At 37.7% G+C, this 23,996-nt stretch carries 24 protein-coding genes and 1 other annotated feature; of the genes, 16 read left to right on the top strand and 8 right to left on the bottom strand.

The window, feature by feature from the left end; translation table 11 throughout:
• Positions 1 to 58 precede the first annotated feature (58 nt).
• Entirely contained in the window at positions 59 to 598 is a 540-nt protein-coding gene (locus ABN217_RS04410) for a YniB family protein (protein ID WP_115349618.1), read from the top strand.
• 137 nt (positions 599 to 735) lie between these two features.
• On the opposite strand, the gene ABN217_RS04405 is transcribed toward ABN217_RS04410, so the two are convergent.
• The 5 genes from ABN217_RS04405 to ABN217_RS04385 form a co-directional block, all read right to left on the bottom strand.
• Positions 736 to 1,608 (bottom strand): fructosamine kinase family protein, encoded by an 873-nt coding sequence (locus tag ABN217_RS04405; protein WP_196553181.1) that lies wholly within the window; start codon positions 1,606 to 1,608, stop codon positions 736 to 738.
• A gap of 154 nt (positions 1,609 to 1,762) precedes the next feature.
• Positions 1,763 to 2,620, bottom strand: coding sequence for a metal ABC transporter permease (locus ABN217_RS04400; protein ID WP_036937443.1), 858 nt, complete (start codon positions 2,618 to 2,620; stop codon positions 1,763 to 1,765).
• Entirely contained in the window at positions 2,617 to 3,528 is a 912-nt protein-coding gene (locus ABN217_RS04395; protein WP_115349619.1) for a metal ABC transporter permease, read from the bottom strand. The genes ABN217_RS04400 and ABN217_RS04395 overlap by 4 nt, the downstream gene beginning before the upstream one ends.
• Positions 3,529 to 3,530: 2 nt before the next feature.
• Positions 3,531 to 4,418, bottom strand: a complete 888-nt coding sequence (locus ABN217_RS04390; RefSeq protein WP_196553179.1) for a manganese/iron ABC transporter ATP-binding protein — start codon at positions 4,416 to 4,418, stop codon at positions 3,531 to 3,533.
• Entirely contained in the window at positions 4,415 to 5,272 is an 858-nt protein-coding gene (locus tag ABN217_RS04385) for a metal ABC transporter substrate-binding protein (protein ID WP_231619387.1), read from the bottom strand. The genes ABN217_RS04390 and ABN217_RS04385 overlap by 4 nt, the downstream gene beginning before the upstream one ends.
• A 625-nt stretch (positions 5,273 to 5,897) precedes the next feature.
• Between ABN217_RS04385 and ABN217_RS04380 the strand changes: the two genes are divergently transcribed.
• The gene (locus ABN217_RS04380; protein WP_196553178.1) at positions 5,898 to 6,569 is read left to right on the top strand and encodes a transglycosylase SLT domain-containing protein; all 672 of its coding nucleotides are present in this window, start codon (positions 5,898 to 5,900) and stop codon (positions 6,567 to 6,569) included.
• Here the strand turns inward: ABN217_RS04380 and ABN217_RS04375 are convergent.
• Both ABN217_RS04375 and ABN217_RS04370 read right to left on the bottom strand, forming a co-directional pair.
• Positions 6,566 to 7,279, bottom strand: coding sequence for a MarC family NAAT transporter (locus ABN217_RS04375; protein ID WP_164526199.1), 714 nt, complete (start codon positions 7,277 to 7,279; stop codon positions 6,566 to 6,568). The genes ABN217_RS04380 and ABN217_RS04375 overlap by 4 nt on opposite strands.
• A gap of 99 nt (positions 7,280 to 7,378) precedes the next feature.
• Complete coding sequence (locus ABN217_RS04370) at positions 7,379 to 7,975, bottom strand: GNAT family N-acetyltransferase (RefSeq protein WP_349459097.1); 597 nt, start codon at positions 7,973 to 7,975, stop codon at positions 7,379 to 7,381.
• 263 nt (positions 7,976 to 8,238) lie between these two features.
• On the opposite strand from ABN217_RS04370, the gene ABN217_RS04365 reads away from it, so the two are divergent.
• Positions 8,239 to 8,577 carry a tRNA-binding protein gene (locus ABN217_RS04365; RefSeq protein WP_349459096.1) on the top strand — a complete coding sequence of 113 codons (339 nt, stop codon included), beginning with the start codon at positions 8,239 to 8,241 and terminating at the stop codon, positions 8,575 to 8,577.
• A gap of 108 nt (positions 8,578 to 8,685) precedes the next feature.
• Entirely contained in the window at positions 8,686 to 9,375 is a 690-nt protein-coding gene (locus tag ABN217_RS04360) for an AraC family transcriptional regulator (protein ID WP_197269318.1), read from the top strand.
• Here the strand turns inward: ABN217_RS04360 and ABN217_RS04355 are convergent, their stop codons facing one another.
• Complete coding sequence (locus tag ABN217_RS04355) at positions 9,376 to 9,825, bottom strand: PACE efflux transporter (RefSeq protein WP_197269317.1); 450 nt, start codon at positions 9,823 to 9,825, stop codon at positions 9,376 to 9,378.
• 628 nt (positions 9,826 to 10,453) lie between these two features.
• Here ABN217_RS04355 and thrS point away from each other — a divergent pair.
• From thrS to arnA, 12 genes are all read left to right on the top strand, one after another.
• On the top strand, positions 10,454 to 12,382 hold the full coding sequence (gene thrS / locus ABN217_RS04350) for a threonine--tRNA ligase (RefSeq protein ID WP_349440232.1): 1,929 nt from the start codon (positions 10,454 to 10,456) through the stop codon (positions 12,380 to 12,382).
• Positions 12,383 to 12,385: 3 nt separating this feature from the next.
• The gene (infC, locus tag ABN217_RS04345) at positions 12,386 to 12,925 is read left to right on the top strand and encodes a translation initiation factor IF-3 (protein WP_036937410.1); all 540 of its coding nucleotides are present in this window, start codon (positions 12,386 to 12,388) and stop codon (positions 12,923 to 12,925) included.
• A 93-nt stretch (positions 12,926 to 13,018) separates the two neighbouring features.
• On the top strand, positions 13,019 to 13,216 hold the full coding sequence (gene rpmI, locus ABN217_RS04340) for a 50S ribosomal protein L35 (protein WP_004263702.1): 198 nt from the start codon (positions 13,019 to 13,021) through the stop codon (positions 13,214 to 13,216).
• Positions 13,217 to 13,257: 41 nt separating this feature from the next.
• Positions 13,258 to 13,614 carry a 50S ribosomal protein L20 gene (gene rplT, locus ABN217_RS04335; RefSeq protein ID WP_036937406.1) on the top strand — a complete coding sequence of 119 codons (357 nt, stop codon included), beginning with the start codon at positions 13,258 to 13,260 and terminating at the stop codon, positions 13,612 to 13,614.
• 104 nt (positions 13,615 to 13,718) lie between these two features.
• Positions 13,719 to 13,841, top strand: a sequence feature (Phe leader region).
• Between the two features lie 100 nt (positions 13,842 to 13,941).
• The gene (pheS, locus tag ABN217_RS04330; RefSeq protein WP_072070368.1) at positions 13,942 to 14,925 is read left to right on the top strand and encodes a phenylalanine--tRNA ligase subunit alpha; all 984 of its coding nucleotides are present in this window, start codon (positions 13,942 to 13,944) and stop codon (positions 14,923 to 14,925) included.
• A 14-nt stretch (positions 14,926 to 14,939) separates the two neighbouring features.
• Complete coding sequence (gene pheT, locus ABN217_RS04325) at positions 14,940 to 17,327, top strand: phenylalanine--tRNA ligase subunit beta (RefSeq protein WP_196553173.1); 2,388 nt, start codon at positions 14,940 to 14,942, stop codon at positions 17,325 to 17,327.
• A 4-nt stretch (positions 17,328 to 17,331) separates the two neighbouring features.
• Entirely contained in the window at positions 17,332 to 17,628 is a 297-nt protein-coding gene (ihfA, locus tag ABN217_RS04320; RefSeq protein WP_036937394.1) for an integration host factor subunit alpha, read from the top strand.
• Positions 17,629 to 17,990: 362 nt separating this feature from the next.
• Complete coding sequence (gene btuC / locus ABN217_RS04315) at positions 17,991 to 18,998, top strand: vitamin B12 ABC transporter permease BtuC (protein ID WP_197269265.1); 1,008 nt, start codon at positions 17,991 to 17,993, stop codon at positions 18,996 to 18,998.
• A gap of 1 nt (position 18,999) precedes the next feature.
• The gene (locus tag ABN217_RS04310) at positions 19,000 to 19,746 is read left to right on the top strand and encodes a vitamin B12 ABC transporter ATP-binding protein BtuD (RefSeq protein ID WP_196553171.1); all 747 of its coding nucleotides are present in this window, start codon (positions 19,000 to 19,002) and stop codon (positions 19,744 to 19,746) included.
• 135 nt (positions 19,747 to 19,881) lie between these two features.
• Entirely contained in the window at positions 19,882 to 21,027 is a 1,146-nt protein-coding gene (gene arnB, locus ABN217_RS04305; protein ID WP_196553170.1) for a UDP-4-amino-4-deoxy-L-arabinose aminotransferase, read from the top strand.
• Complete coding sequence (gene arnC, locus ABN217_RS04300; protein ID WP_197269263.1) at positions 21,028 to 22,008, top strand: undecaprenyl-phosphate 4-deoxy-4-formamido-L-arabinose transferase; 981 nt, start codon at positions 21,028 to 21,030, stop codon at positions 22,006 to 22,008.
• Positions 22,008 to 23,990, top strand: a complete 1,983-nt coding sequence (gene arnA / locus ABN217_RS04295) for a bifunctional UDP-4-amino-4-deoxy-L-arabinose formyltransferase/UDP-glucuronic acid oxidase ArnA (protein ID WP_349459095.1) — start codon at positions 22,008 to 22,010, stop codon at positions 23,988 to 23,990. The genes arnC and arnA overlap by 1 nt, the downstream gene beginning before the upstream one ends.
• The last annotated feature ends 6 nt before the right edge of the window (positions 23,991 to 23,996 follow it).

The raw sequence follows: 23,996 nt of genomic DNA, 5'->3' as shown, positions 1-23,996 counted from the left end.
CGTTAATTAGACTACGATAAACAGATAAATATTGACGAATTCTACTAGTGAGGATGTGATGAGTTATCAATATGCAGGATTATATGCCATTTCAAAGCGAGTTCTTGGCTGGCTTATTTTTATTCCTGCCTTTATTTCTACAACAGTGTCGTTGATAGGATTGGCTGCAATCCAACGTCCAAGTGGTGATGGTGTAAATGCCGTGATCAATGATTTTTTTCGTGTGTTAGCGGAAATGGTACAATTTAATACACCTTTTTTAGGCTTCTTCTGGCGAAATTCACCTATCCCCAATACACAAATGGGATTGAGTCAGGAAAATATCACTTTTTTTGTTATTTTTCTTTTTATGTTTGTTGGATTGGCGTTTAGCGCATCGGGATTACGAATTTATCGCCAAGTTAAGTATTTAAAAGAAAATATACAAGATCAGCTTATTATTGAACGAGCGATGAAGAGTGGTATCACTGCCGAAGAGTTACAACAGAATATCAAATTACCACGGCATACTATTTTCACTCAAATTATGGTGCTTTATCTATCCCCCATTATTGTTATGGCAATTGGGTATTTCTTGCTGAAATTTTTAGGATGGTAATAACCCTTTACAATGAACGAGGATAGTTCATTTATCTAACTGAAGGGAAAATAAACCTCGCACAATGTGAGCTGGTGAGCTGGCGAGGTTATATTTTTAGCTTATTACTTGTTTTAAACTGTTTTTTTTATCTTTTTTCAGGGGGTGGCTAATAAATCATCAATAATTTTTCGGGCTTCTAGGTAATCTTTTTCACCACCAAATAGATTACAGCGGTTGAGGAAAAAATAGAGTTGATAAATGGGCTGACGTAATAAAAATTTTTCAGATAACGGCCAGACACTCTGATAACCATCAAAAATATTAGCGGGTACTGCAGTACAAAGTGGCAGCATCGCTATATCACATTCTCTATCTCCCCAATAACAAGCAGGATCAAAAACTGTACCTTCAGATTGACCAATTGCAGCGCAGTTTTTAGGCCATAAGTTGCCATGAAGCAAAGACGGTTGTGGGTTATGATCAGCTAGACGATGATGAATAATTTGGGTGATCTCATCGATATCACCAAAGACCATCCCTTTTTCTGACGCCAGTTGCAGTTGGAAGCCAACACGTTTTTCAGAATAAAAGTGGTTCCAGCGTTTTTCCCAGCCATTTAGTTGGGGAGTTGTATCGATTTGAGTATCAAAATCAAAACCATAACTAGGTTGATCTTCCCATTGATGTAGTCTTGCTAATTGTTGACCAAAGCAATAAGCACTGTGAGGTGTAAAAGGTTGCACAGGTAAGAACTCGAGGAGTAAGAAGCTGGCATCTTTACTATTACCAATGCCAAGAACGCGAGGAGTACGAATTGTTTGGCTTTTTGCCAACATTTCAAGTTGTTCTGCTTCATTTTTAAAATTAGGCAGAAACTCACGTAAGTTGGATTTTACAAAGACGGGGGTATCACCATAATAAATTTTCCATGTATGGTGAATATCGCCACTAGAAAGGTGAGTTTTTTCGTTTATCTTTGCTGAAAATCCTAAGTTTGATTCCAGTAAACGACCTATATTCTGCCACATACTTACACCTCGCAAAGTTGTTTACTTAGTAGACCCAAATAAAATAATAACGAGCGATGTTTATCTTATGACAATAACACTTTAATTAAATCAATAAAGTATAAAGCTAAAAAACGGGATGATTATCCCGTTTTTGCGAAGATAAAGGAGATTATCAGGCGTTCGCGGGTTTTGTTTGTCGCTTTATTTTTGCTAATTTAATCTGATTACAGAATAACGCAATAATAAAGAATATAGCTTGAGTTAGCACAATACATGGACCTGTTGCACCATCAATATGGAAACTAATAAATGTACCAATCACACTGGATGCGACAGAAAATATAATAGCTAGCATTATCATACGAGAGAAACTACGTGTTAATAAATACGCAGTGATCCCCGGAGAAATAAGCATGGCGACAACTAAAATAATCCCGACGGCCTGCATTGAAGCAACGATAGTTAATGCCAAAATAGACAGTAAGCCATAGTGCAATAAGGTAACAGGTAAACCGACGATCCTTGCTTGATTAGGATCGAAACAATAAAGCATAAAGTCTTTTTGCTTAACTAGCATGATAGTGATGGTAATTAAACAAATAATACTAATTTGAGTTAATACATCTGGCGTTATACCCAAAATATTACCAAATAGAATATGCATTAAATGTTGGTCTGTATCGACACTAGCAAAAATCACCAAGCCTACGGCAAACATACCTGAGAATACAATTCCCATCACAGTATCTTCTTTAATACGACTGTGCTCTTTTAAATAGCCAGTGGCAAACGAACAAAACAAGCCAGAAAGAAAGGCGCCTACCGTTAATGGAATTGCAGTGACATAAGCAAGTACTACACCGGGTAACACTGCGTGAGAGATAGCATCTCCCATTAAAGACCAGCCTTTTAAAACCATATAACAAGATAAAATAGCGCAGGCGATCCCGATAATGATAGCGGCAATAATAGCCCGTTGCATAAAGGGATATTGAAATGGTTCAATGAAAAATTCAATTAGCTCATTCATAGTTTCACCTCGTCTTGTTTTGGGACTTCTTGGTGCTGATGAGATTGTGAGATTAACTGTTGTGAGCTTTGGCGAGCACGGCGACGTGCAGCTAACATGCCGTGTTTAGGCGCAAATAAGAATGCCAATAAAAAAAGTGCAGTTTGCATTGTGACAATGACGCCACCCGTTGCACCATTAAAGAAATAGCTAAGATAGGCACCTACAGCACTGGTTATCGTACCAATGCAGATAGCAATAATAGCAAGTCGTTTAAATTGATCGGTGAGTAGATAAGCTGTTGCGCCAGGTGTTACAACCATTGCAATGACCAGAATGGCACCAACAGTTTGAAGTGCAGCAACGGTGCAAGCACTTAATAAAGTAAAAAAGATAATTTTTAATTTTAAAGGTGATAGACCAATAGATCTGGCGTGGATTTCATCAAAGAAAACGACCAGCAAGTCTTTCCAGATACAAAATAAGACGAGAAAAGAGACACCTGTAATAATAACAACTTGCCATACATCTTCATCTGCAATACCTAGAATATTCCCGAGGATGATGGTCTGAACGTTGACGGCTGTCGGTTTAAGCGAAACCAGCAACAGACCAAAGGCAAAAAAAGTAGAGAAAATAAAGCCAATAACGGCATCTTCACGAAGGCGAGTGATATGGCGAATAAATGTCATTGATAATGCTGCGAGCAAACCCGTAAAAAAAGCACCGACCGCATAAGGTAAACCTAATATATAAGCCCCCGCAACACCAGGGACAACGGAGTGGGAAAGGGCATCTCCCATTAAAGACCAACCTTTCAAAATAAGATAGGATGAAAGAAACGCACAGACAGCGCCTACTAAAGCACTAACCCAAATAGCTTTCACCATATAGTTATATTCAAAAGGCTGTAGGAGTAAATCTAGCATGGCTAATCTCCTTGTTTGCGCTGACTTTGGTGCGCTGGAGTATGTTCTTTTTGATGACCATAAAAAACGGCCGCGCGTTCATCATCAGTAATGACAGTAAGTGAGCGTGGATCATCGTCATCGTGAAGATCAGAACCCGACAAACTGATATGACGCAATACACCACCAAATGCGTGTTCTAAGTTCTTTTGGGTAAAGGTTGTTTCAGTTGGTCCACTATCTAATACCGTTCTGTTTATTAAAATAACGTGGTCACAAAATTCAGGCACACTTCCTAAGTTATGTGTTGAAACTAAAACGAGATGACCTTCTTCACGTAAATTACGTAAAAGTTCGATAATGGCATTTTCGGTTTTAACATCGACACCAGTAAAGGGTTCATCAAGTAATAAAACAGTGCCTTCTTGAGCCATTGCTCGCGCTAAGAAAACACGTTTCTTCTGACCACCAGAAAGTTCACCAATTTGACGATGACCTAATCCAGATAACCCCACACGCTCTAGCGATGCTTCAACAATCTCATGATCATGTTTTGATGGAATACGAAAAAATCCCATTTTTCCATAACGTCCCATCATTACAACATCAGAAACGAGCACAGGAAAATTCCAGTCAACTTCTTCTGTTTGTGGTACATAAGCAATCATGTTTTGCTTTAATGCTTGTTGAATAGGGTTGTCGTTTAATGTCACTTTACCTTTAGAGGGCTTTACTAGCCCCATAATGGTTTTAAATAGAGTGGATTTACCACTACCATTGATGCCGACGAGGGCACAAATTGTGCCACCCGTGATAGAGAAACTCGCATCAAAGATGGCGGTATGACCATTGTTATAGGTGACAGTAGCGTTATCAACTGTCAACGTTGGATTCGTTTCTATTTTACTCATTGACCAAATCCTTTCGCAATTGTATCCACAGTGATAGTAATTAAATCAATATAAGTAGGAACTTCACCGCCTTCAGCGGAAAGTGAATCAACGTAAAGAACACCGCCATATTTTGCACCAGTTTCTTTGCTGACTTGTTTAGCCGGTTTATCTGAAATTGTACTCTCACTAAAGACAACAGGGATATTGTGTTTTCTTACTGTATCAATGACGTATTTAACTTGTTGTGGTGTGCCTTGTTCTTCTGCATTAATTGGCCATAAATAAACTTCTTTAAAGCCATAATCATTAGTTAAATAACTAAAGGCACCTTCACTGGTCACTAACCAACGATCTTCTTGTGGTATACGAGATAATCTTTCTCTTAATGGTGCATCAAGTTGTTTAATTTTTTCTGCGTAATTTGCTGCATTTTGATTATAAATTGCCGCATTATCAGGATCGTGTTCAACAAGTGCTTTACGAATATTTTCAATATAAATTAATGCGTTATTTGGTGACATCCATGCGTGTGGATTCGGATTATTTTTGTAAGCACCCTCACTAATTGCCATTGGCGTGATGCCTTCTGTTACGACGACCGCAGGAACATTACGTAACTCATTAAAAAAACGCTCGAACCAGCGTTCAAGGTTTAAACCATTCCATAAGATCAAATCAGCTTTTTGAGCTTTTACAATATCTTTTGGGGTAGGCTGATAATCATGAATTTCAGCGCCAGGTTTTGTAATTGATTCAACGATCGCTGCATCTCCAGCGACATTTTGTGCGATATCTTGAATAATAGTAAAGGTAGTAACGACTTTAAGTTTATCTTTTGCTTGTGTAGGTGTGGTTAAAAATACAGTTGCCATAAGGCATAAAGCTGTAAGTGAAATTTTGTTTACAGAACGAAATATATCCATATTATTATTGCCTTATAGTTGCAGAGTTATCTTCTCAATTGATAATGATTATCAATATCATTTCAAAAAAGTCAAGTTATCTCTGTGCAAAAAGCTTCATTTGATAACGACTAGAAATAAGATAACAACATGTATTCCAATAAATGTTAAGTAGATTGTCGAGTTTTGTCACAAAAATTAACAATCGTTCGTAACTATTTGTGCAAGAGATTATTTTTATTACTAATAAAAGCTCACTTTTCCTCAAAAACCAACGTTTGTTATACTTCTACCATTTTTATAGTTCCCATAAACCCCCTTCTTATTGTAATTAATTCATATGATTTATTTTAGAATATGTAATAAAAACCTATTATGCTTGGCTCGATTTTGATTGAGTGATTTCTGGGGGAAAATAGGATATAGGATAAATTTGAGATAAAACGCACGTGCTAGAAATAGTAATAGATTGATTTATTTCTCGCACTTTGCCATATTTTAATATGTATTTTTGTGTGGAAGTAGAATAATATATCTCCAACTTGTTGATATATAAATATGTCTTTGTACAACCCTTTATGCAAAAGGATAAAACGTGAAAGTAAAAATCATCTTTTCTTTGGCAATTTTGCTTCTTGCTGGTTGTGCTGATAATGCTCGTCAACCGATTCAAAAAGACACATCTCGATTTTTAAGCCAAAAGCCGATAAATAGCCGTATTAATAATGCTTCAATATCCACGGCACAATGGAAAGTAACCCCTTTTGATAACCACATACAACAAGCCTCTAGCCGTTATAATGTTGATGAAACATTAATTAAAGCCATTATCCAAGTCGAATCTAATTTTAGGCCAGAGGTAATTAGTAAATCAAATGCAGTTGGATTAATGCAAATTAAAGCATCAACTGCAGGAAGAGATGTTTATCAAAATAGAGGAAAAACGGGACAACCAACAACAGCTCAATTGAAAGATCCTGCTATTAATATTGATTTAGGCACTGCTTATCTTCAACTATTAAGAGAGCGACACCTTGTTGGTATTGCTGATCCTGAAACACTTTATTACGCCACCATTCTTGCTTATGTCAATGGCGCCGGCGCTTTATTGAGAACATTTGATAAAGATAGAGACAATGCGATAGCTAAAATTAATTCAATGAGTGCGGACGATTTTTATCGTTATGTTGAAAAAAATCATCCGGCAACTCAAGCACCACGTTATTTAGCTAAAGTAAGAGCTGCTTACCATGCAGGGGATAATTAATCGGGCAAATTAGCTACAGCCTGAGCCTGTTTTAATAAAGCAGGCAAATCTGCAATAATTTCAAGAACACCGTTAATCATAAATTGAACACCCATACAGATTAATAAAAATCCCATTACACGAGAAATAGCATCAATACCACTGTGACCTAAATATTTCATAATACTGGTGGAGCCACGCAGTGACAGCCAAACAATCACGCTAATTAAAAAGAAGGTCGTTACAGGGGCAACATATAATACCCATTGCGCAATATCAGTACGCGAAGGAATTGATGCTGCGGTACTGATTATCATTGCAATAGTTCCTGGCCCTGCAGTACTTGGCATTGCTAAAGGAACAAAGGCAATATTGGGTTCTTTGGGGTTGTGGTGAGGATTATTATCGTCGGCAATAGGATCATCAACATTAGGTGTATTAGGAAATAACATACTAAAGCCAATAAAAGCCACTATCATCCCACCAGCAATACGAAGACCAGGTATCGAAATACCAAACGTTGTCATTATGACGCGACCCGCATAAAACGCGATGGTCATAATAAGGAAAATATAGACACATGCCATTAAAGATTGTTGATTACGCTGTTCTTTGGTCATATTTCCTGAAAGACCAAGCCAGAGAGCAACAGTCGTTAATGGATTAGTTAAAGGTAAAAGTAAAATAAGACCAAGGCCTATAGCCTGAAAAAACTGGTAAGCAGAGTGCATGGAATATAAAAGCTCCTATAATAACAGGTAATTAAGGAGCAATTATGATAACAAATTAAACAGCAAAAAAGTTATTTTTAAGCATAATAATCTTAATGTTTATTGGTATTTCTTCATTAACCACTCTAAATGTATTTTTACTGAGTGCCAGTCATAATCAGTAATACTATAAATACATGTATCCCTTTTTTGACCGCCTGTAGTTAGTCGATGATTGCGTAAAATACCATCAAGTTTTGCACCTAGGCGTTCAATTGCTTTGCGGCTTGTTTGGTTTAATATGTGAGTACGAAATTCAACCGCAATACACTGTAACTCTTCTAGCGCATATTTAAGTAATAGGTATTTAGCTTCAGTGTTAACTCCTGTTCTTTGTACTTCTTTTGCATACCACGTTGAGCCTATTTCTAACCTTGGTGTTTGGTTATCAATATTCATAAATGTTGTTATACCTACAATACGGTTATTTGCTTGAGAATAAATGGTGAAGGGCAACATTAATCCTTTTTGTTGTAATTGAAGCTTATGTTCAATATCACGTTTCAATTCTGTTACTGAAGGAACAGTCGTAAACCAAAGTTCATCGGGTTTATCTTTCTTAATTAACTCATATAAGTCTGAATAGTGATCCATACTAAGTGGTACTAAGCGTACGAGCTTTCCTTCAAGAGTTACCCAGTCTGTTATTTTTTTCATTTCATATTTTCCCGCTTTAGCATGAAAAGACTCACCATTAAGAATACTTTTTATACATAACAAATTTATGAAATGGTACGACTATTTAAATAATGGTTAAAAATACGGAAAATTATTAATAATTTAAATAGTGAAAAAATAGAATAGGATGATTCTTTCTCAACAGAGAATGATTGTCTTGCTACAGGTGAGGTTGCATGATGCATGTTAATCTATAACTCAGTAATCAAGATATCACTGTAAATAAAATAGATTGGTAAAAAATGATAAATGTAATTGAATGGGATGATTTTCTCCGTGTAGAAATGCGTGTAGGAACAATTATTAGTGCCGAAATTAATAAAAAAGCGAATAAACCTGCTTATGTTATGGAGGTAGATTTAGGTGAGTTGGGTATTAAACGGTCTAGTGCCCAAATTACGGTAAATTACACACCTGAAGAACTTATTGGACGCCGTATTTTATGTGTTTGTAATTTCCCTGTTAAGCGTATAGCTGGCATTAAATCCGAAGTGCTAATTACCGGAGCACCAGATGAAACCGGTGCGATTGTATTAGCTGAATTTAATTTACCTTTACCAAATGGTTCTCGTTTGGCTTAAGTTTGTTTAACATAATAATTTTCTAACAAGATACTCTTCGATAGTGATGTTCGGTTGAGTTTTGATATAGTGTTTATCAACCAGTGTATTGAAAAGGAGGAGTGTCTTTTGTTATTACCTCAATTACATTTACGATGTTATACACAAGAGACTGTATCTCATCAGCATGATAATTTATGGCAGATTATTTTTGGTTTGTCTGGCTCGATGGAGGTTAACTTTAATCGAGAAGATTTTCTTATTTCTAATCAAAATTGCTTAATTATCCCTCCAACTATTAATCATGCTTTTTCTGGCAATAAAGATAATAAAAATCTTATCTTAGAATTGCCCGTAACTTCACAATGGCAATTGAGTGAAAAGGGGGGGCAATTCGCTTTGTCACCAGCTGCTATAGGGTTATTAGAGTGGTTGCATCAATATCCCCAGCCTCCCGAGCAATATTCAACCATAACACGACTTTTACTTGCTCAAATGGAAATACAAAAAGATTGGCGTGATAATCTTGATGCGTGGTTAGCAAATAAGTTACATACGCCACTCACAACACATGATATTGCATTAGCATTTAATACTTCAGCAAGTACGTTACAACGAAAAATGAAATCTGAGCTGGGCATGTCTGTTATGCAATATGTGACTAAACAGCGACTTAATAAAGCCGCTGAGTTATTGAAATATACATCCACAAATATTGAGAATATTGCTTTAGTGGTAGGTTATGATTCTCATTCCGCATTTAGCCAGGTATTTCGTCAATACTTTAATAAAAGTCCTACAGAATATAGGGAAACCTAATTATTGCGTTGCTTTATTTTCATTTTCGGCTGAGTAAATTCGAGGACATAATTTATCGAAAATTAGCGTAAACAAATAGGTATAGATAAAAAAGAACACCAAAATGGTGATTTCCATACTTATGGCTTTTATAAAAACAACGTTATACCACCACATATAGAGTGGGATCGTAAAGAAAAACAAACCTAATTCAAAGCTAATAGCATGGATAAGACGTATAATAATTGTACGTTTTTCTATTTTTAGCTTTAGCTCAAAAAATTCAAAGAAAGAATTAAAGATATAATTCCAAATTAGGGCAATAACAGAAACAGCAATTGCAACAGGCAGTGAATTATGTGATTGGCTTTGGCTTAATATTGCAAGTAAAACAGTGCTTAATAAAATCGCGAGAGTTTCAAAAGTAATGGCATAGACTAACTTACGAGGACGAGGCTTTAGATAAAACACGTTATACACCTTTTATATTAACGATGAAAGTTCTGGCCCGCCCCAGAGTCTATTATTTTTAAAGCCACGGTTTCCGCTTGGTTACTAGTGATGGTAATAAAACCCTATAAAAAAAGCAAAGTTTGTCTATAACAAGAATATACTTAATTGGTTCGGATGGAGACTAGATAATAACTTTGTAAATACAAGCGATTATCACTGTAATGGATATAACTATGTTAGCGAATAAATTAGAAAAAGAAAAATTTGCGTTAGCTATTTACTTCGATATTTTAGATATAACCCTGTCTTCAAAAATATAGATAATAAAAAAGAGATAGAGAAAAGGATATCAATCAATTAATACAATATGATGTGTGCATTTTCTTGTGGTTTCTATTTGGTATTTTCTTGAGGAAAGAAAGACAGATAAATGTATAAATCTTTACTGTCTGTGATAATATCCCCCCTGAGTTGCGATAAGGCTCAGTAATGCTATGGATATTTATATAATAAATATTGTGTACATAACTGAGTACAAACCTCGCGAGGTAAAGTGAGAAATTGTCGTAACGTACTGAATATATATGAAATAAAAAGCTTACAAGTGATCTTGCGTATGGGTCACCACTGTAAATAAGGATTTTAAATGCCAATTATTACTCTTCCTGACGGAAGCCAACGTCAATTTGAAAATGCAGTTTCTGTCATGGATGTCGCTGCAGATATCGGTCCTGGACTTGCAAAAGCATGTATTGCAGGCCGTGTTAATGGTGAACTGGTAGATGCCTGTGAGTTAATCGAACATGATTCAAATCTAGCGATTATTACAGCAAAAGATGATGAAGGTCTTGAAATTATTCGTCACTCTTGTGCTCACTTATTAGGGCATGCCATTAAACAATTATGGCCACAAACCAAAATGGCGATTGGTCCTGTTATCGAAAATGGTTTCTACTACGATGTAGATTTAGACCATTCTCTCACGCAGGAAGATTTAGAAACTCTAGAAAAACGCATGCTAGAGTTGGCGAAAACAGATTACGATGTTATTAAAAAACGCGTAAGCTGGGCTGAAGCTCGAGAAACATTTGTTTCCCGTGGTGAAGATTATAAAGTTGCTATTCTTGATGAAAATATTAGTCAAGATTCCCAACCGGGTCTTTATCATCATCAAGAATATGTTGATATGTGCCGTGGACCACATGTTCCAAACATGCGTTTCTGTCATAACTTTAAGTTACAGAAAATCGCAGGTGCATATTGGCGCGGTAATAGCGATAATAAAATGCTACAACGCATTTATGGTACAGCTTGGGCTGATAAAAAACAGCTAAAAGCCTACTTAGATCGCTTAGAAGAAGCCGCAAAGCGTGACCATCGTAAAATAGGTAAACAGCTTGATTTATATCATATGCAAGAAGAAGCTCCAGGTATGGCTTTCTGGCATAATGATGGTTGGACAATTTTCCGTGAGTTAGAAACATTTGTACGTTGTAAATTAAAAGAATATGATTACCAAGAAGTAAAAGGTCCATTTATGATGGATCGTGTTCTTTGGGAAAAAACCGGTCACTGGGAAAACTACAAAGAAAATATGTTCACAACTTCTTCGGAAAACCGTGAATATTGTATTAAACCAATGAACTGTCCTGGTCACGTACAAATCTTTAAACAAGGTTTACGTTCTTACCGTGATTTGCCATTACGTATGGCTGAATTCGGTAGTTGTCACCGTAATGAACCATCAGGTGCATTACATGGTTTAATGCGTGTTCGTGGCTTTACACAAGATGATGCGCATATCTTCTGTACTGAAGAACAAATTTTAAGTGAAGTAAATGACTGCATCAAATTGATTTATGATGTATATTCTACTTTCGGATTTGAAAAAATCGTTGTTAAGCTGTCTACTCGCCCAGAAAAACGTATCGGTGAAGATGCATTATGGGATGTTGCGGAAGCAGACTTAGCAAAAGCCTTGTCTGATAATAATATTGAATTTGAATATCAACCGGGTGAAGGGGCGTTTTACGGCCCTAAAATTGAATTTACACTTTACGATTGTTTAGATCGTGCATGGCAGTGTGGTACAGTACAATTAGACTTCTCACTACCAGGTCGTTTAGGCGCATCTTATGTCGCTGAAAACAACGAGCGTAAAGTACCTGTTATGCTTCACCGAGCAGTGCTAGGATCCTTAGAACGTTTTATTGGTATTCTGACAGAAGAGTACGCAGGATTCTTCCCAACTTGGTTAGCACCACAGCAGGTTGTCGTGATGAATATCACGGATGGACAGGCTGATTATGTACAAAAACTCGTCAAAGAATTGCAAGATGCCGGAATTCGTGCAAAAGCAGACTTGAGAAATGAGAAGATTGGCTTTAAAATTCGTGAACATACTTTACGTCGTGTTCCGTACATGCTTGTCTGTGGTGATAAAGAAGTTGAATCAGGCAAAGTGGCGGTTCGTACTCGTCGAGGAAAAGACCTTGGCAGTATTGACGTTAACGAATTTAAAGAAAAGCTTCTGCAAGAAATTAGAAGCAGAAGTCTTCATCAGTTGGAGGAATAAGGTATTAAAGGCGGAAAAAGAATTCAATCAACGCGTCAGAATCGCATCAATGGTGAGATTCGCGCTCATGAAGTTCGTTTAACAGGTTTGGATGGCGAACAGATTGGAGTTGTTAGTCTGAAAGAGGCTCTTGAGAAAGCCGAGGAAGCAGGTGCTGATTTAGTTGAAATTAGTCCTAATGCCGAGCCGCCGGTTTGTCGTATTATGGACTACGGCAAATTCCTCTATGAGAAAAGTAAGACTCTCAAAGAACAGAAAAAGAAACAAAAAGTTATTCAGGTCAAGGAAGTTAAATTCCGTCCTGGTACAGATGAAGGCGACTATCAGGTCAAACTACGCAACCTGATTCGTTTTCTTGAAGATGGCGATAAAGCTAAAGTCACGCTACGTTTTCGTGGTCGTGAAATGGCACACCAACAAATCGGTATGGAAATGCTTAACCGTATCCGTGAAGATTTGGATGAACTGGCTGCTGTTGAATCTTTCCCTAATAAGATTGAAGGGCGTCAGATGATCATGGTGTTAGCGCCGAAGAAGAAATAGTCGGGCAATTCAAGTAATAGCGTCAGCCTTAATGGCTGATTGCTATTCGCCTCATTATTTTATGTTATCAACAATGCGAAGTGGATTATAGAAATGCCAAAGATTAAAACAGTACGCGGCGCAGCTAAGCGCTTTAAAAAAACTGCTGGTGGTGGCTTTAAGCGTAAACATGCTAACCTCCGTCACATTCTGACTAAAAAATCAACTAAGCGTAAACGTCATTTACGTCCAAAAGGCATGGTCTCTAAAGGAGATTTAGGTCTGGTCGTAGCTTGCTTACCATACGCATAAGTATCATTTTTTTAACAGAATATAGACATTAGGAGTTTAATATGGCTCGTGCTAAACGCGGCGTTGTTGCCCGTGCTCGTCACAAGAAGATTTTAAAGCAAGCTAAAGGTTATTACGGTGCACGTTCACGCGTATATCGTGTAGCTTTCCAGGCTGTTATCAAAGCTGGTCAATATGCGTACCGTGACCGTCGTCAGAAAAAACGTCAGTTCCGTCAGCTGTGGATTGCGCGTATCAACGCAGCAGCTCGTCAGAACGGTATGTCTTATAGCCGTTTCATCAATGGTCTGAAAAAAGCATCCATTGAAATCGACCGTAAGATTCTGGCTGACATCGCTGTATTCGACAAAGTAGCATTTGCTGCTTTAGTTGAAAAAGCGAAAGGTGCTCTGGCTTAATTATTAAGTCAATGGAAGAGGGAGTTTTCTCCCTCTTTTATTTTGTCTAAATTTGTGGCTTAATGATATAAATTCAATAAGTTAATATTTGAAGAGACATTATTCATGTTAAATATCGCTTTTTTCCGTTTCTTTTTTTACTTTAGCGCCTAAATTAAGGGGCTTTTGCGCGTAAGAAAAGAAACGAAAAGTAGCGCCTGAGCCTCCAATATGGAGGCTTTTTTGTTTTCAGATCCCAATACTGGGTTAGAAACCAAAAAGGGCAATTTTATTCGTCATCATTGATAACAACTAATAGACCTCATCAGGTCAAAGGAAGAGGAAACGATGCCACATCTCGCTGAACTCGTTGCTCAAGCTAAAGCAGCTATCGAAGAGGCACAGGATGTTGCTGCGCTGGATTCGGTTCGTGTTGAATACTTGGGGAAAAAAGGTCATTTAACGCTTCAGATGTCCACGCTGCGCGACTTACCCGCGGAAGATCGTCCAGCTGCAGGGGCTGTCATTAACCAGGCTAAACAAGAGGTTCAGCAAGCGCTGAACTCTCGTAAAGAAATTATGGAATCAGCATTATTAAACGAACGTTTATCTGCTGAGAAAATTGATGTTTCTTTACCTGGTCGCCGTATTGAAAACGGTGGTCTACACCCAGTAACTCGTACAATTGAACGTATTGAAACTTTCTTTGGCGAATTAGGGTTTTCTGTAGAATCAGGCCCTGAAATTGAAGATGATTATCATAATTTTGATGCGTTAAACATTCCTGCTCATCATCCAGCAAGGGCTGATCACGATACATTCTGGTTTGATGCGAAACGTTTACTGCGTACGCAGACATCTGGCGTGCAAATTCGTACCATGCAAGATAAACAACCACCTATCCGCATTATTGCACCAGGTCGTGTATATCGTAATGACTACGATCAGACCCACACACCAATGTTCCACCAAATTGAAGGTTTAATTGTTGATAAAGATATCAGCTTTACCAATTTGAAAGGAACACTGCACGATTTCCTGAAAAACTTTTTTGAAGAAGATATGGAAATTCGTTTCCGTCCTTCCTATTTCCCATTCACAGAACCTTCTGCTGAAGTTGATGTTATGGGCAAAAATGGTAAATGGTTAGAAGTGCTGGGTTGCGGTATGGTTCACCCAAATGTATTACGTAATGTAGGTATCGATCCTGAAGTTTATTCAGGTTTTGCGTTCGGTATGGGTATGGAACGTCTAACTATGTTGCGTTACGGTGTCACCGACTTGCGTTCATTCTTCGAAAACGATCTTCGTTTCCTCAAACAGTTTAAATAAGGTGGGATTATCTCATGAAATTTAGTGAACTTTGGTTACGTGAGTGGGTAAACCCAGCGATAAGTAGCGAAGAACTTTCTGAACAGCTGACAATGGCTGGTCTTGAAGTTGATGGTGTTGAAGCTGTTGCCGGTGATTTTCACGGTGTGTTTGTTGGCGAAGTTGTTGAATGTGGGCAACATCCAAACGCAGATAAATTACGTGTGACTAAAGTCAACGTAGGCGGTGAGAGATTATTAGATATCGTTTGTGGCGCACCAAACTGTCGCCAAGGCCTAAAAGTTGCAGTCGCAACAGTAGGAGCTGTATTACCGGGCGATTTCAAAATTAAAGCAGCAAAGCTGCGTGGTGAACCTTCAGAAGGTATGCTGTGCTCATTTTCTGAGTTGGCTATTTCAGAAAATCATGAAGGCATTATTGAATTGCCTGCCGATGCACCTATTGGTATGGATATTCGTGAATACTTAAAATTAAATGATAATACTATTGAAATTAGCATTACACCAAACCGTGCTGATTGCTTAGGTATTTTAGGTGTTGCTCGTGATATCGCTGTTATCAATAAAATGGAATGCCAAGTACCTGATATGTCGCCGGTTGCAGCAACTTCTTCAGCGACATTTCCTATTCGTGTTGAAGCACCAGAAGCGTGTCCTCGATATTTAGGTCGTGTTTTCACCAATATGAATGTGAAGGCAAAAACACCTTTATGGATGCAAGAAAAATTACGCCGTGGTGGTATTCGTTCTATTGACCCAATTGTTGATATAACTAACTTAATTCTACTCGAAATGGGTCAGCCTCTGCATGCGTTCGATCTTGATCGCGTTGAGGGAGCTATCGTTGTTCGCATGGGTAAAGAAGGTGAAAAACTAACTTTACTTGATGGCAATGAAATTACATTAAAAGATGATGTTCTAGTTATTGCTGATGAAAAACACGCATTAGGTATGGCGGGTATTTTTGGTGGCGAATCCTCAGGTGTTAATGAAGAAACTAAAAATGTATTTTTAGAGTGCGCATTCTTTTCTCCATTATCCATCACAGGCCGTGCACGCCGTTATGGTTTACATACAGATGCTTCTCATCGTTTTGAGCGTGGTGTTGATTTTGAGCTTCAATACAAGGCAATGGAACGTGCAACTAAGCTACTGTTAGAGATTTGTGGTGGTGAAGTTGGTGAAGTAATTGATGTAACCAATAAAGCATATTTACCTAATATTGCACCAGTTAAATTAACTCGTAACAAGTTAGACCGTTTATTAGGTCACGTTATTGATGATGCACAAGTTCTGGATTCATTAACTCGTTTAGGTTTCACCGTTACTGTTGAAAATGATGGTTGGTTAGCAAGCGTTCCTTCATGGCGTTTCGATGTTCAAATCGAAGAAGATCTTATTGAAGAAGTCGCTCGTATTTATGGTTACAACAATATTCCTGATGTGCCATTACGTGCTGATTTAGTGATGACTAATCATCGTGAAGCGAACTTGTCATTGAAACGCGTTAAAACAATGCTGGTAGACAATGGTTTCCAAGAAGCTATCACTTATAGCTTTGTTGATCCGAAGATCCAAGCTTTATTACACCCAAATGAAGAAGCATTAATTCTACCTAATCCAATTTCAGCTGATATGTCAGCAATGAGATTGTCTCTACTAACCGGATTATTAACGACCACTGTATATAATCAAAACCGTCAACAATCTAGAGTTAGGTTATTTGAAGCAGGTCTGCGTTTTGTTCCTGATAATCAAGCAGAATATGGAATACGTCAGGAACTGATGCTGGCTGGTGTGATCGCGGGCAACCGTTATGAAGAACATTGGGCTTTAGAGAAGCAAACTGTTGATTTCTTTGATTTGAAAGGTAATATTGAATCAATTCTGGAATTGACAGGCCAGCTAGATGAAATTACATTTAAAGCAGCTAATCATTCAGCGCTTCATCCGGGACAAAGTGCTGGGATTTATCTGAGAAATGAATACATTGGCTGTATTGGCGTTGTTCATCCAGAGCTTGAACGCAAACTTGACTTAAACGGTCGTACGGTAGTATTCGAAATACGTTGGAATGCAATTGCAAATCGTAGTTTACCACAAGCAAAAGCAGTTTCTCGTTACCCTTCGAATCGTAGAGATATCGCTGTAGTTGTTCCGAATGATGTAGCTGCAGAAGATATTTTAGCTGAATGTAAGAAAGTTGGCGGAAATCAAATAGTTGGCATAAACTTATTTGACGTGTATTGTGGTAAGGGAGTAGCAGAGGGCTATAAAAGCCTCGCTATTAGCATAATCTTGCAGGATATCGAGCATACACTGGAAGAAGATGAGATTGCTGCAACAGTAAGTAACTGTGTCGCAGCATTGAAACAGCGATTCCAAGCATCCTTGAGGGACTAGACCTATGGCGCTTACAAAAGCTGAAATGGCAGAAAATCTGTTTGAAAAACTTGGTGTTAGCAAACGCGATGCAAAAGACCTTGTAGAAGCCTTTTTTGAGGAAGTGCGTCGTTCTCTTGAAAATGGAGAACAGGTGAAGCTGTCTGGATTCGGAAACTTTGACCTGCGTGATAAAAATCAGCGCCCAGGTCGTAATCCGAAAACAGGGGAAGACATTCCTATTACGGCTCGCCGTGTTGTTACTTTCCGCCCTGGACAAAAGTTAAAAAGCCGGGTTGAAAGCGCAACACCAAAAGAGTAAAAATTAAAAACACCCAAAACGGCTTTCTATTGAAGGCCGTTTTTTTTGCTTTTTTATCCATAATTTTATTATGGAGCTCCAATTTAGAGGATGTTTTATTTATCAGATATTATCTGAATAAACATTTGTCTTTAGATTGAGAATTTTTTGTTTTTTTAATAACCTTCGTTTCTTATTGTTTATCTTGTTTATCATTTAGTTAAATACTGTAATCATAAACACATCTCTCTGTCATTATTCACTCCCAATTAAGGTGTTTTAAAATTAGCTTTTCATCATTGAATACGAACATGTTATGTTGCATTAAAGGTATTTTATAAATAAAAACGATGAAAAAAGCGGTAGTGTTAATAGGGAATAAAATGAGTAAAGATAATCCTCTTATTGAACTTAAAAAAAAGCAAAGTATTGGCGATAGAAAAAAATTATTCTTGATGGCATCAATATTGAGTCTGCTTTTTGTTTTTTCCCTTTCTCTTGGTGAAATTTCCTTATTTCCACATCAGTGGTTAACCGATGAAGCTAAATTATTTATTTGGCAAATTCGATTACCAAGAATACTTGCTGTCATGATGGTAGGAGCAAGCTTAGCCATTGCTGGCGCTATTATGCAGGCTTTATTTCAAAATCCGTTGGCAGAGCCAGGATTATTGGGAGTAAGTAGTGGTGCTGGTGTGTGTATTGTATTACTGATTGTCTTACACGTTGGTTCAAATCCTTGGTTAATAAGCAGTGTGGCAGTATTAGGTGCGTTAGGTATTACTATTTTATTAATGTGTTTTGCTCAAATAAAAAAACTGTCTAATGCCCAGTTGCTATTAATAGGTGTAGCATTAGGTGTTATGGCGAGTGCCGTCATGACTTGGTTAGTTTATTTCAGTTCAGCTTTAGATTTAAGACAATTAATGTATTGGTTGATGGGGAGCTTTGGGGGAATTGATTGGCGTCATCAAGTATTATTTTGGGCTCTTATTCCGATAATTGCGATCCTAATTTCACACGCAGATACTCTGAATTATTTATCATTAGGTTCGTTTAGGGCAAAGCAATTAGGAGTATCAGTTAATCGATGGCGCAATGGATTTATCTTAGCAGTCGGTTTATTGATAGGGCTAAGTGTGGCGATAGCAGGTGCTATTAGTTTTATAGGTCTTGTTGTACCTCATTTATTACGATTAAGTGGCATAACTCATTATAAAACACTGTTACCCGCGTGCGCACTCACGGGGAGTGGATTGTTATTACTTGCTGATCTTTTATCTCGCTTGATGCTAAATGGTGCAGAAGTTCCGATAGGTGTGATTACGGCAACACTTGGTGCCCCTGTGTTTATCTGGTTATTAGTAACAAAAGAGATGGGACGTTTGTAATATGGCGTTGCTTAAGCTTGATAATTTGAATGTTGATAACCGACTTCATACATTTACAGAGATTGTGGATTATGGTGAACGTATTCACTTAATTGGCGCGAATGGTGCAGGAAAAAGTACGCTTTTAATGGCTATAGCGGGAGAAATTTCATTTAGAGGCGGAATTATTCTAAACGAAACTTCAATAAGACATTATAAATATGATGATCTTTCTAGAATGCAAAGCATTGTTATACAACAATTAGAGGCTTTGTCGTTTATGCCCGTTTTTCATTATCTTGCTTTATATCACAAAGTGTCTGAAATGGACGTTGAGCTATTAAATGTATTGTTGAGTGATTTTCAGATTGATGGTTTATTATCAAAAAATATTCATCATTTGTCTGGGGGGGAGTGGCAACGTATCAGGCTCGCTGGCGCATTTATTCAGTTATGGTCAAGTTACGATTTAAAAGGAAAGTTAATGTTACTTGATGAACCAACGAATAATCTAGATGTCGTACAATTGGCAATTTTGGACAAATGGCTTGATATATTTTGCCAACAAGGTGGTACAGTAATTATGAGTACGCATGATTTAAATCATTCCTATCAAAAAGCAGACAGAATTTGGCTAATAAAAAATGGATATTTGGTTGATTCTGGATCACCTGCGCTCTTATTGGACGAAAAATTATTATCAACTACATTTAATACAAATATCAAATGCATCAATGATGTTGATCATATTGATTGGCAAATTTTTTAATATTATGGCTATTGAGATGATTATCTCCAAGTAATTATTAAGGTTTTTTTAATGTTTTCTTAATAAGACGGATGTCGGTGAACAATAGTTTGTATATAATTGTATTTATTCATTCATTAATTAGGCTACATTTTTATGAGTCATTTCCTTCCTTTCTCTCGCCCTGCGATTGGCGATGAAGAAATCAAAGCCGTTGAAGATGTATTACGTTCAGGTTGGATCACAACAGGCCCTCAGAACCATCAATTAGAGCAAGACTTCTGTGAAAAATTTGGTAGCAAACATGCTATTGCAATTTGCTCGGCCACTGCAGGTATGCATGTTGTTCTAATGGCTATGGGAATTGGCGCAGGTGATGAAGTTATCACACCATCACAAACGTGGGTGTCAACCATTAATATCATTACATTACTAGGCGCAGAGCCGGTGATGATTGATGTTGACCGTGATACTTTGATGGTAAGTGCAGAGGATGTCAAAAAGGCGATTACCCCTAGAACGAAGGCAATTATTCCGGTTCATTATGCCGGTGCGCCTTGTGATCTGGATGCATTACGAAAAGTAGCACGAGATGCGGGAATTCCTCTTATTGAAGATGCAGCACATGCGATTGGCACACGCTATAAAAATGAATGGATTGGTGAAAAAGGAACCTCTATTTTCTCTTTTCACGCTATTAAGAACGTAACTTGTGCTGAAGGTGGGTTGGTTGTTACTGATAATGACGAATTAGCTAATCGAGTACGTTGCTTAAAATTTCATGGCTTAGGTGTTGATGCTTTTGATAGACAAATTCAAGGGCGTAAGCCTCAAGCTGAAGTTGTTGAACCTGGTTATAAATATAATTTATCTGATATTCATGCCGCTATTGCTGTGGTGCAATTAGGGCGTTTAGAGGAAATGAACGCGAAACGTGCTGAATTAGTGGCACTATATCGTGAAAAACTAAAAGACTCACCATTAGAGATGTTGAGTATTCCTGAGTATCCTCATTTGCATGCTAATCACCTATTTATGGTGAGAGTAGATAAAAGCATTTGTGGTATAGATCGTGATACTTTTATGGAAAAATTGAAGCAAAAGGAAATTGGTACAGGGCTTCATTTCCGTGCGGCGCATACACAAAAATATTATCGTGAGCGCTATCCCGCTTTATCACTTCCTCAATCAGAGTGGAACTCTGCAACGTTATGCTCGCTGCCATTGTTTCCTGATATGAGTAATCAAGATGTTATTCGCGTTGTAGATGCGATCAATGAAATTCTTTCGGAGCATATCTAAGTGTCAACATTTGATAAAATCAAAAAAGTATCGGTTGTAATCCCCGTTTATAACGAAGAAGAGAGCCTCCCTCAACTTTTAGAGCGTACTATAAAAAGCTGTAAGCAATTAAAACAAGCGTATGAGCTGATCTTGGTTGATGATGGTAGTAGTGATAATTCAGCCAAAATGTTAGAAGAAGCCGCTGCTATTGAAGAAAATCACGTAATTGCAATTATTTTGAATCGTAACTACGGTCAACACTCTGCAATTATGGCTGGCTTTAATCAAGCTGATGGTGATTTAATCATTACATTAGATGCAGATTTACAAAACCCACCTGAAGAGATCCCTAGACTCGTTACAACTGCAGAAGAAGGTTATGATGTTGTGGGAACCCGTCGTCGCAATCGTCAAGATTCATGGTTTCGTAAAACAGCTTCAAAAATGATTAACTCCATGATAACCAAGGCGACAGGTCGTTCTATGGGAGATTATGGATGTATGCTACGTGCATATCGTCGCCATATTGTTGAAGCGATGTTACAGTGTCACGAAAGAAGTACCTTTATTCCTATTCTTGCGAACACATTTGCTCGTCGTACTATTGAAATTGATGTCGCACACGCAGAGCGTGAATATGGTGATTCAAAATATAGTTTTTTAAAGCTAATTAATCTGATGTACGACCTTTTAACTTGTCTTACTACAGCACCACTACGTTTATTAAGCATTGTCGGCAGTGTGATCGCTGTTTCTGGCTTTGTTTTAGCATTACTTCTAATTGTTTTGCGTATTATTTTCGGTGCAATGTGGGCCGCTGAAGGTGTATTCACACTTTTCGCAATCTTATTTATGTTTATCGGTGCGCAGTTCGTTGCAATGGGCTTATTAGGTGAATATATAGGCCGAATTTATAATGATGTAAGAGCGCGTCCTCGGTATTTTATCCAAAAAGTGGTTGGTGTTAACAAACCCAACGAAGATCAGGAAAAAGACTAATGAAAGCAATAGTATTTGCCTATCACGATATCGGCTGTGTTGGTTTAAAAGCACTTGAAAAAGCGGGTTATGATATTCAGGCTGTATTTACCCACACTGACGATCCAAACGAAAATCATTTCTTCTCATCAGTGGCTCGTGTGAGTGCAGAAATGGGATTGACAGTATTCGCGCCTGAAAATGTCAATCATCCATTATGGATTGAACGTATTCGTGAAATGAAACCTGATGTCATTTTTTCTTTCTATTATCGTCACATGTTAAGTGATGAGATCCTGAATTTGGCACCTAAAGGCGCATTTAATTTACACGGTTCTTTATTACCAAAATACCGTGGACGTGCACCAATTAATTGGGCGATTGTGAATGGTGAGACAGAAACGGGTGTTACTCTGCATAAAATGACAGCGAAAGCTGATGCGGGTGATATCGTTGCTCAAGAAAAAGTTACCATCACAGACAATGATACTTCTCTGATTTTACATGAAAAAGTAAGAGAAGCAGCGAATAAATTACTCTCTAGTGCATTACCACATATTGCATTAGGTGATTATTCAACAACTGCACAAGATGAAAGCCAAGCTACTTACTTTGGTCGTCGTTGTGCTGATGATGGTTTAATCGACTGGAATGCGGACGCAAAAACAGTTCACAATTTAGTGCGTGCCGTTACTGAACCATACCCAGGTGCATTTACTTTCTTAGGTGAACGTAAAATGATTATCTGGCGTTCTCGTGTTGTTGCAGATAATCAAGGTAAGCGTCCAGGTACGGTTATATCAACAGAACCTTTAGTGATTGCATGTGAGAAAGGCGCAATCGAAGTGGTAACAGGTCAAAGTGAAAATGGCCTTTATGTTCAAGGAAGCCGTTTAGCGGCTGAAATGGGCATTGTGACAGATGTTCGCGTTGGGCCAAAAGCAACGGCACAGGTTAAACGTCGTAAACGTGTTCTTATTTTAGGTGTGAATGGCTTTATTGGTAACCATTTAACAGAGCGCCTATTGAAAGATGATAACTATGATATCTATGGTATGGATATCGGTTCTTCAGCAATTGAACGCTTTATTGGTAACCCACGTTTCCACTTTATCGAAGGTGACGTGAGTATTCATACAGAATGGATTGAATATCACATTAAAAAATGTGATGTTATTCTGCCATTAGTGGCTATTGCAACGCCTATCGAATATACCCGTAATCCATTACGTGTTTTTGAATTAGACTTTGAAGAAAACTTAAAAATCGTACGTTATTGTGTTAAGTATAATAAACGTATTATTTTCCCATCCACATCAGAAGTTTATGGCATGTGTGATGATAAAGAATTTGATGAAGATAATTCACGTCTGATTGTTGGCCCTATCAATAAACAACGTTGGATTTACTCTGTATCTAAACAGCTATTAGACCGAGTTATTTGGGCTTATGGTGCTAAAGAAGGTCTTAAATTTACATTATTCCGTCCGTTTAACTGGATGGGACCTCGTTTAGATAACTTAAATTCAGCGCGTATTGGTAGTTCTCGAGCCATTACACAATTAATTCTAAATTTAGTTGAAGGTTCACCAATTAAATTGGTTGATGGTGGTGAGCAAAAACGTTGTTTCACTGATATTAATGACGGTATTGAAGCTTTATTCCGTATTATTGAAAATCGTGATAACAAATGTGATGGTCAAATTATCAATATTGGTAACCCAACTAACGAAGCAAGTATTCGCGAATTAGCAGAAATGCTGTTAGATTGCTTTGAAAAACATGAGTTACGTGGTCATTTTCCTCCATTTGCTGGCTTCAAGAAAATCGAAAGTAGTAGTTACTATGGTAAAGGCTATCAAGATGTTGAACACCGTAAGCCTAGCATTAAAAATGCAGAGCGTTTATTGGACTGGAAACCAAGTATTGAAACCCGTCAAACTGTAGAGGAAACATTAGACTTCTTCTTACGTGGTGCGGTTGAAGAATTAGGCGATAAATAGGATCAG

This window comes from Proteus sp. fly-1067 (assembly GCF_040139345.1).
In the GTDB taxonomy this organism is placed as follows: Bacteria; Pseudomonadota; Gammaproteobacteria; order Enterobacterales; family Enterobacteriaceae; genus Proteus; species Proteus vulgaris_B.
The sequence above is the reverse complement of the archived record's forward strand: the minus strand, read 5'-3'. Positions and strand labels throughout refer to the sequence as shown.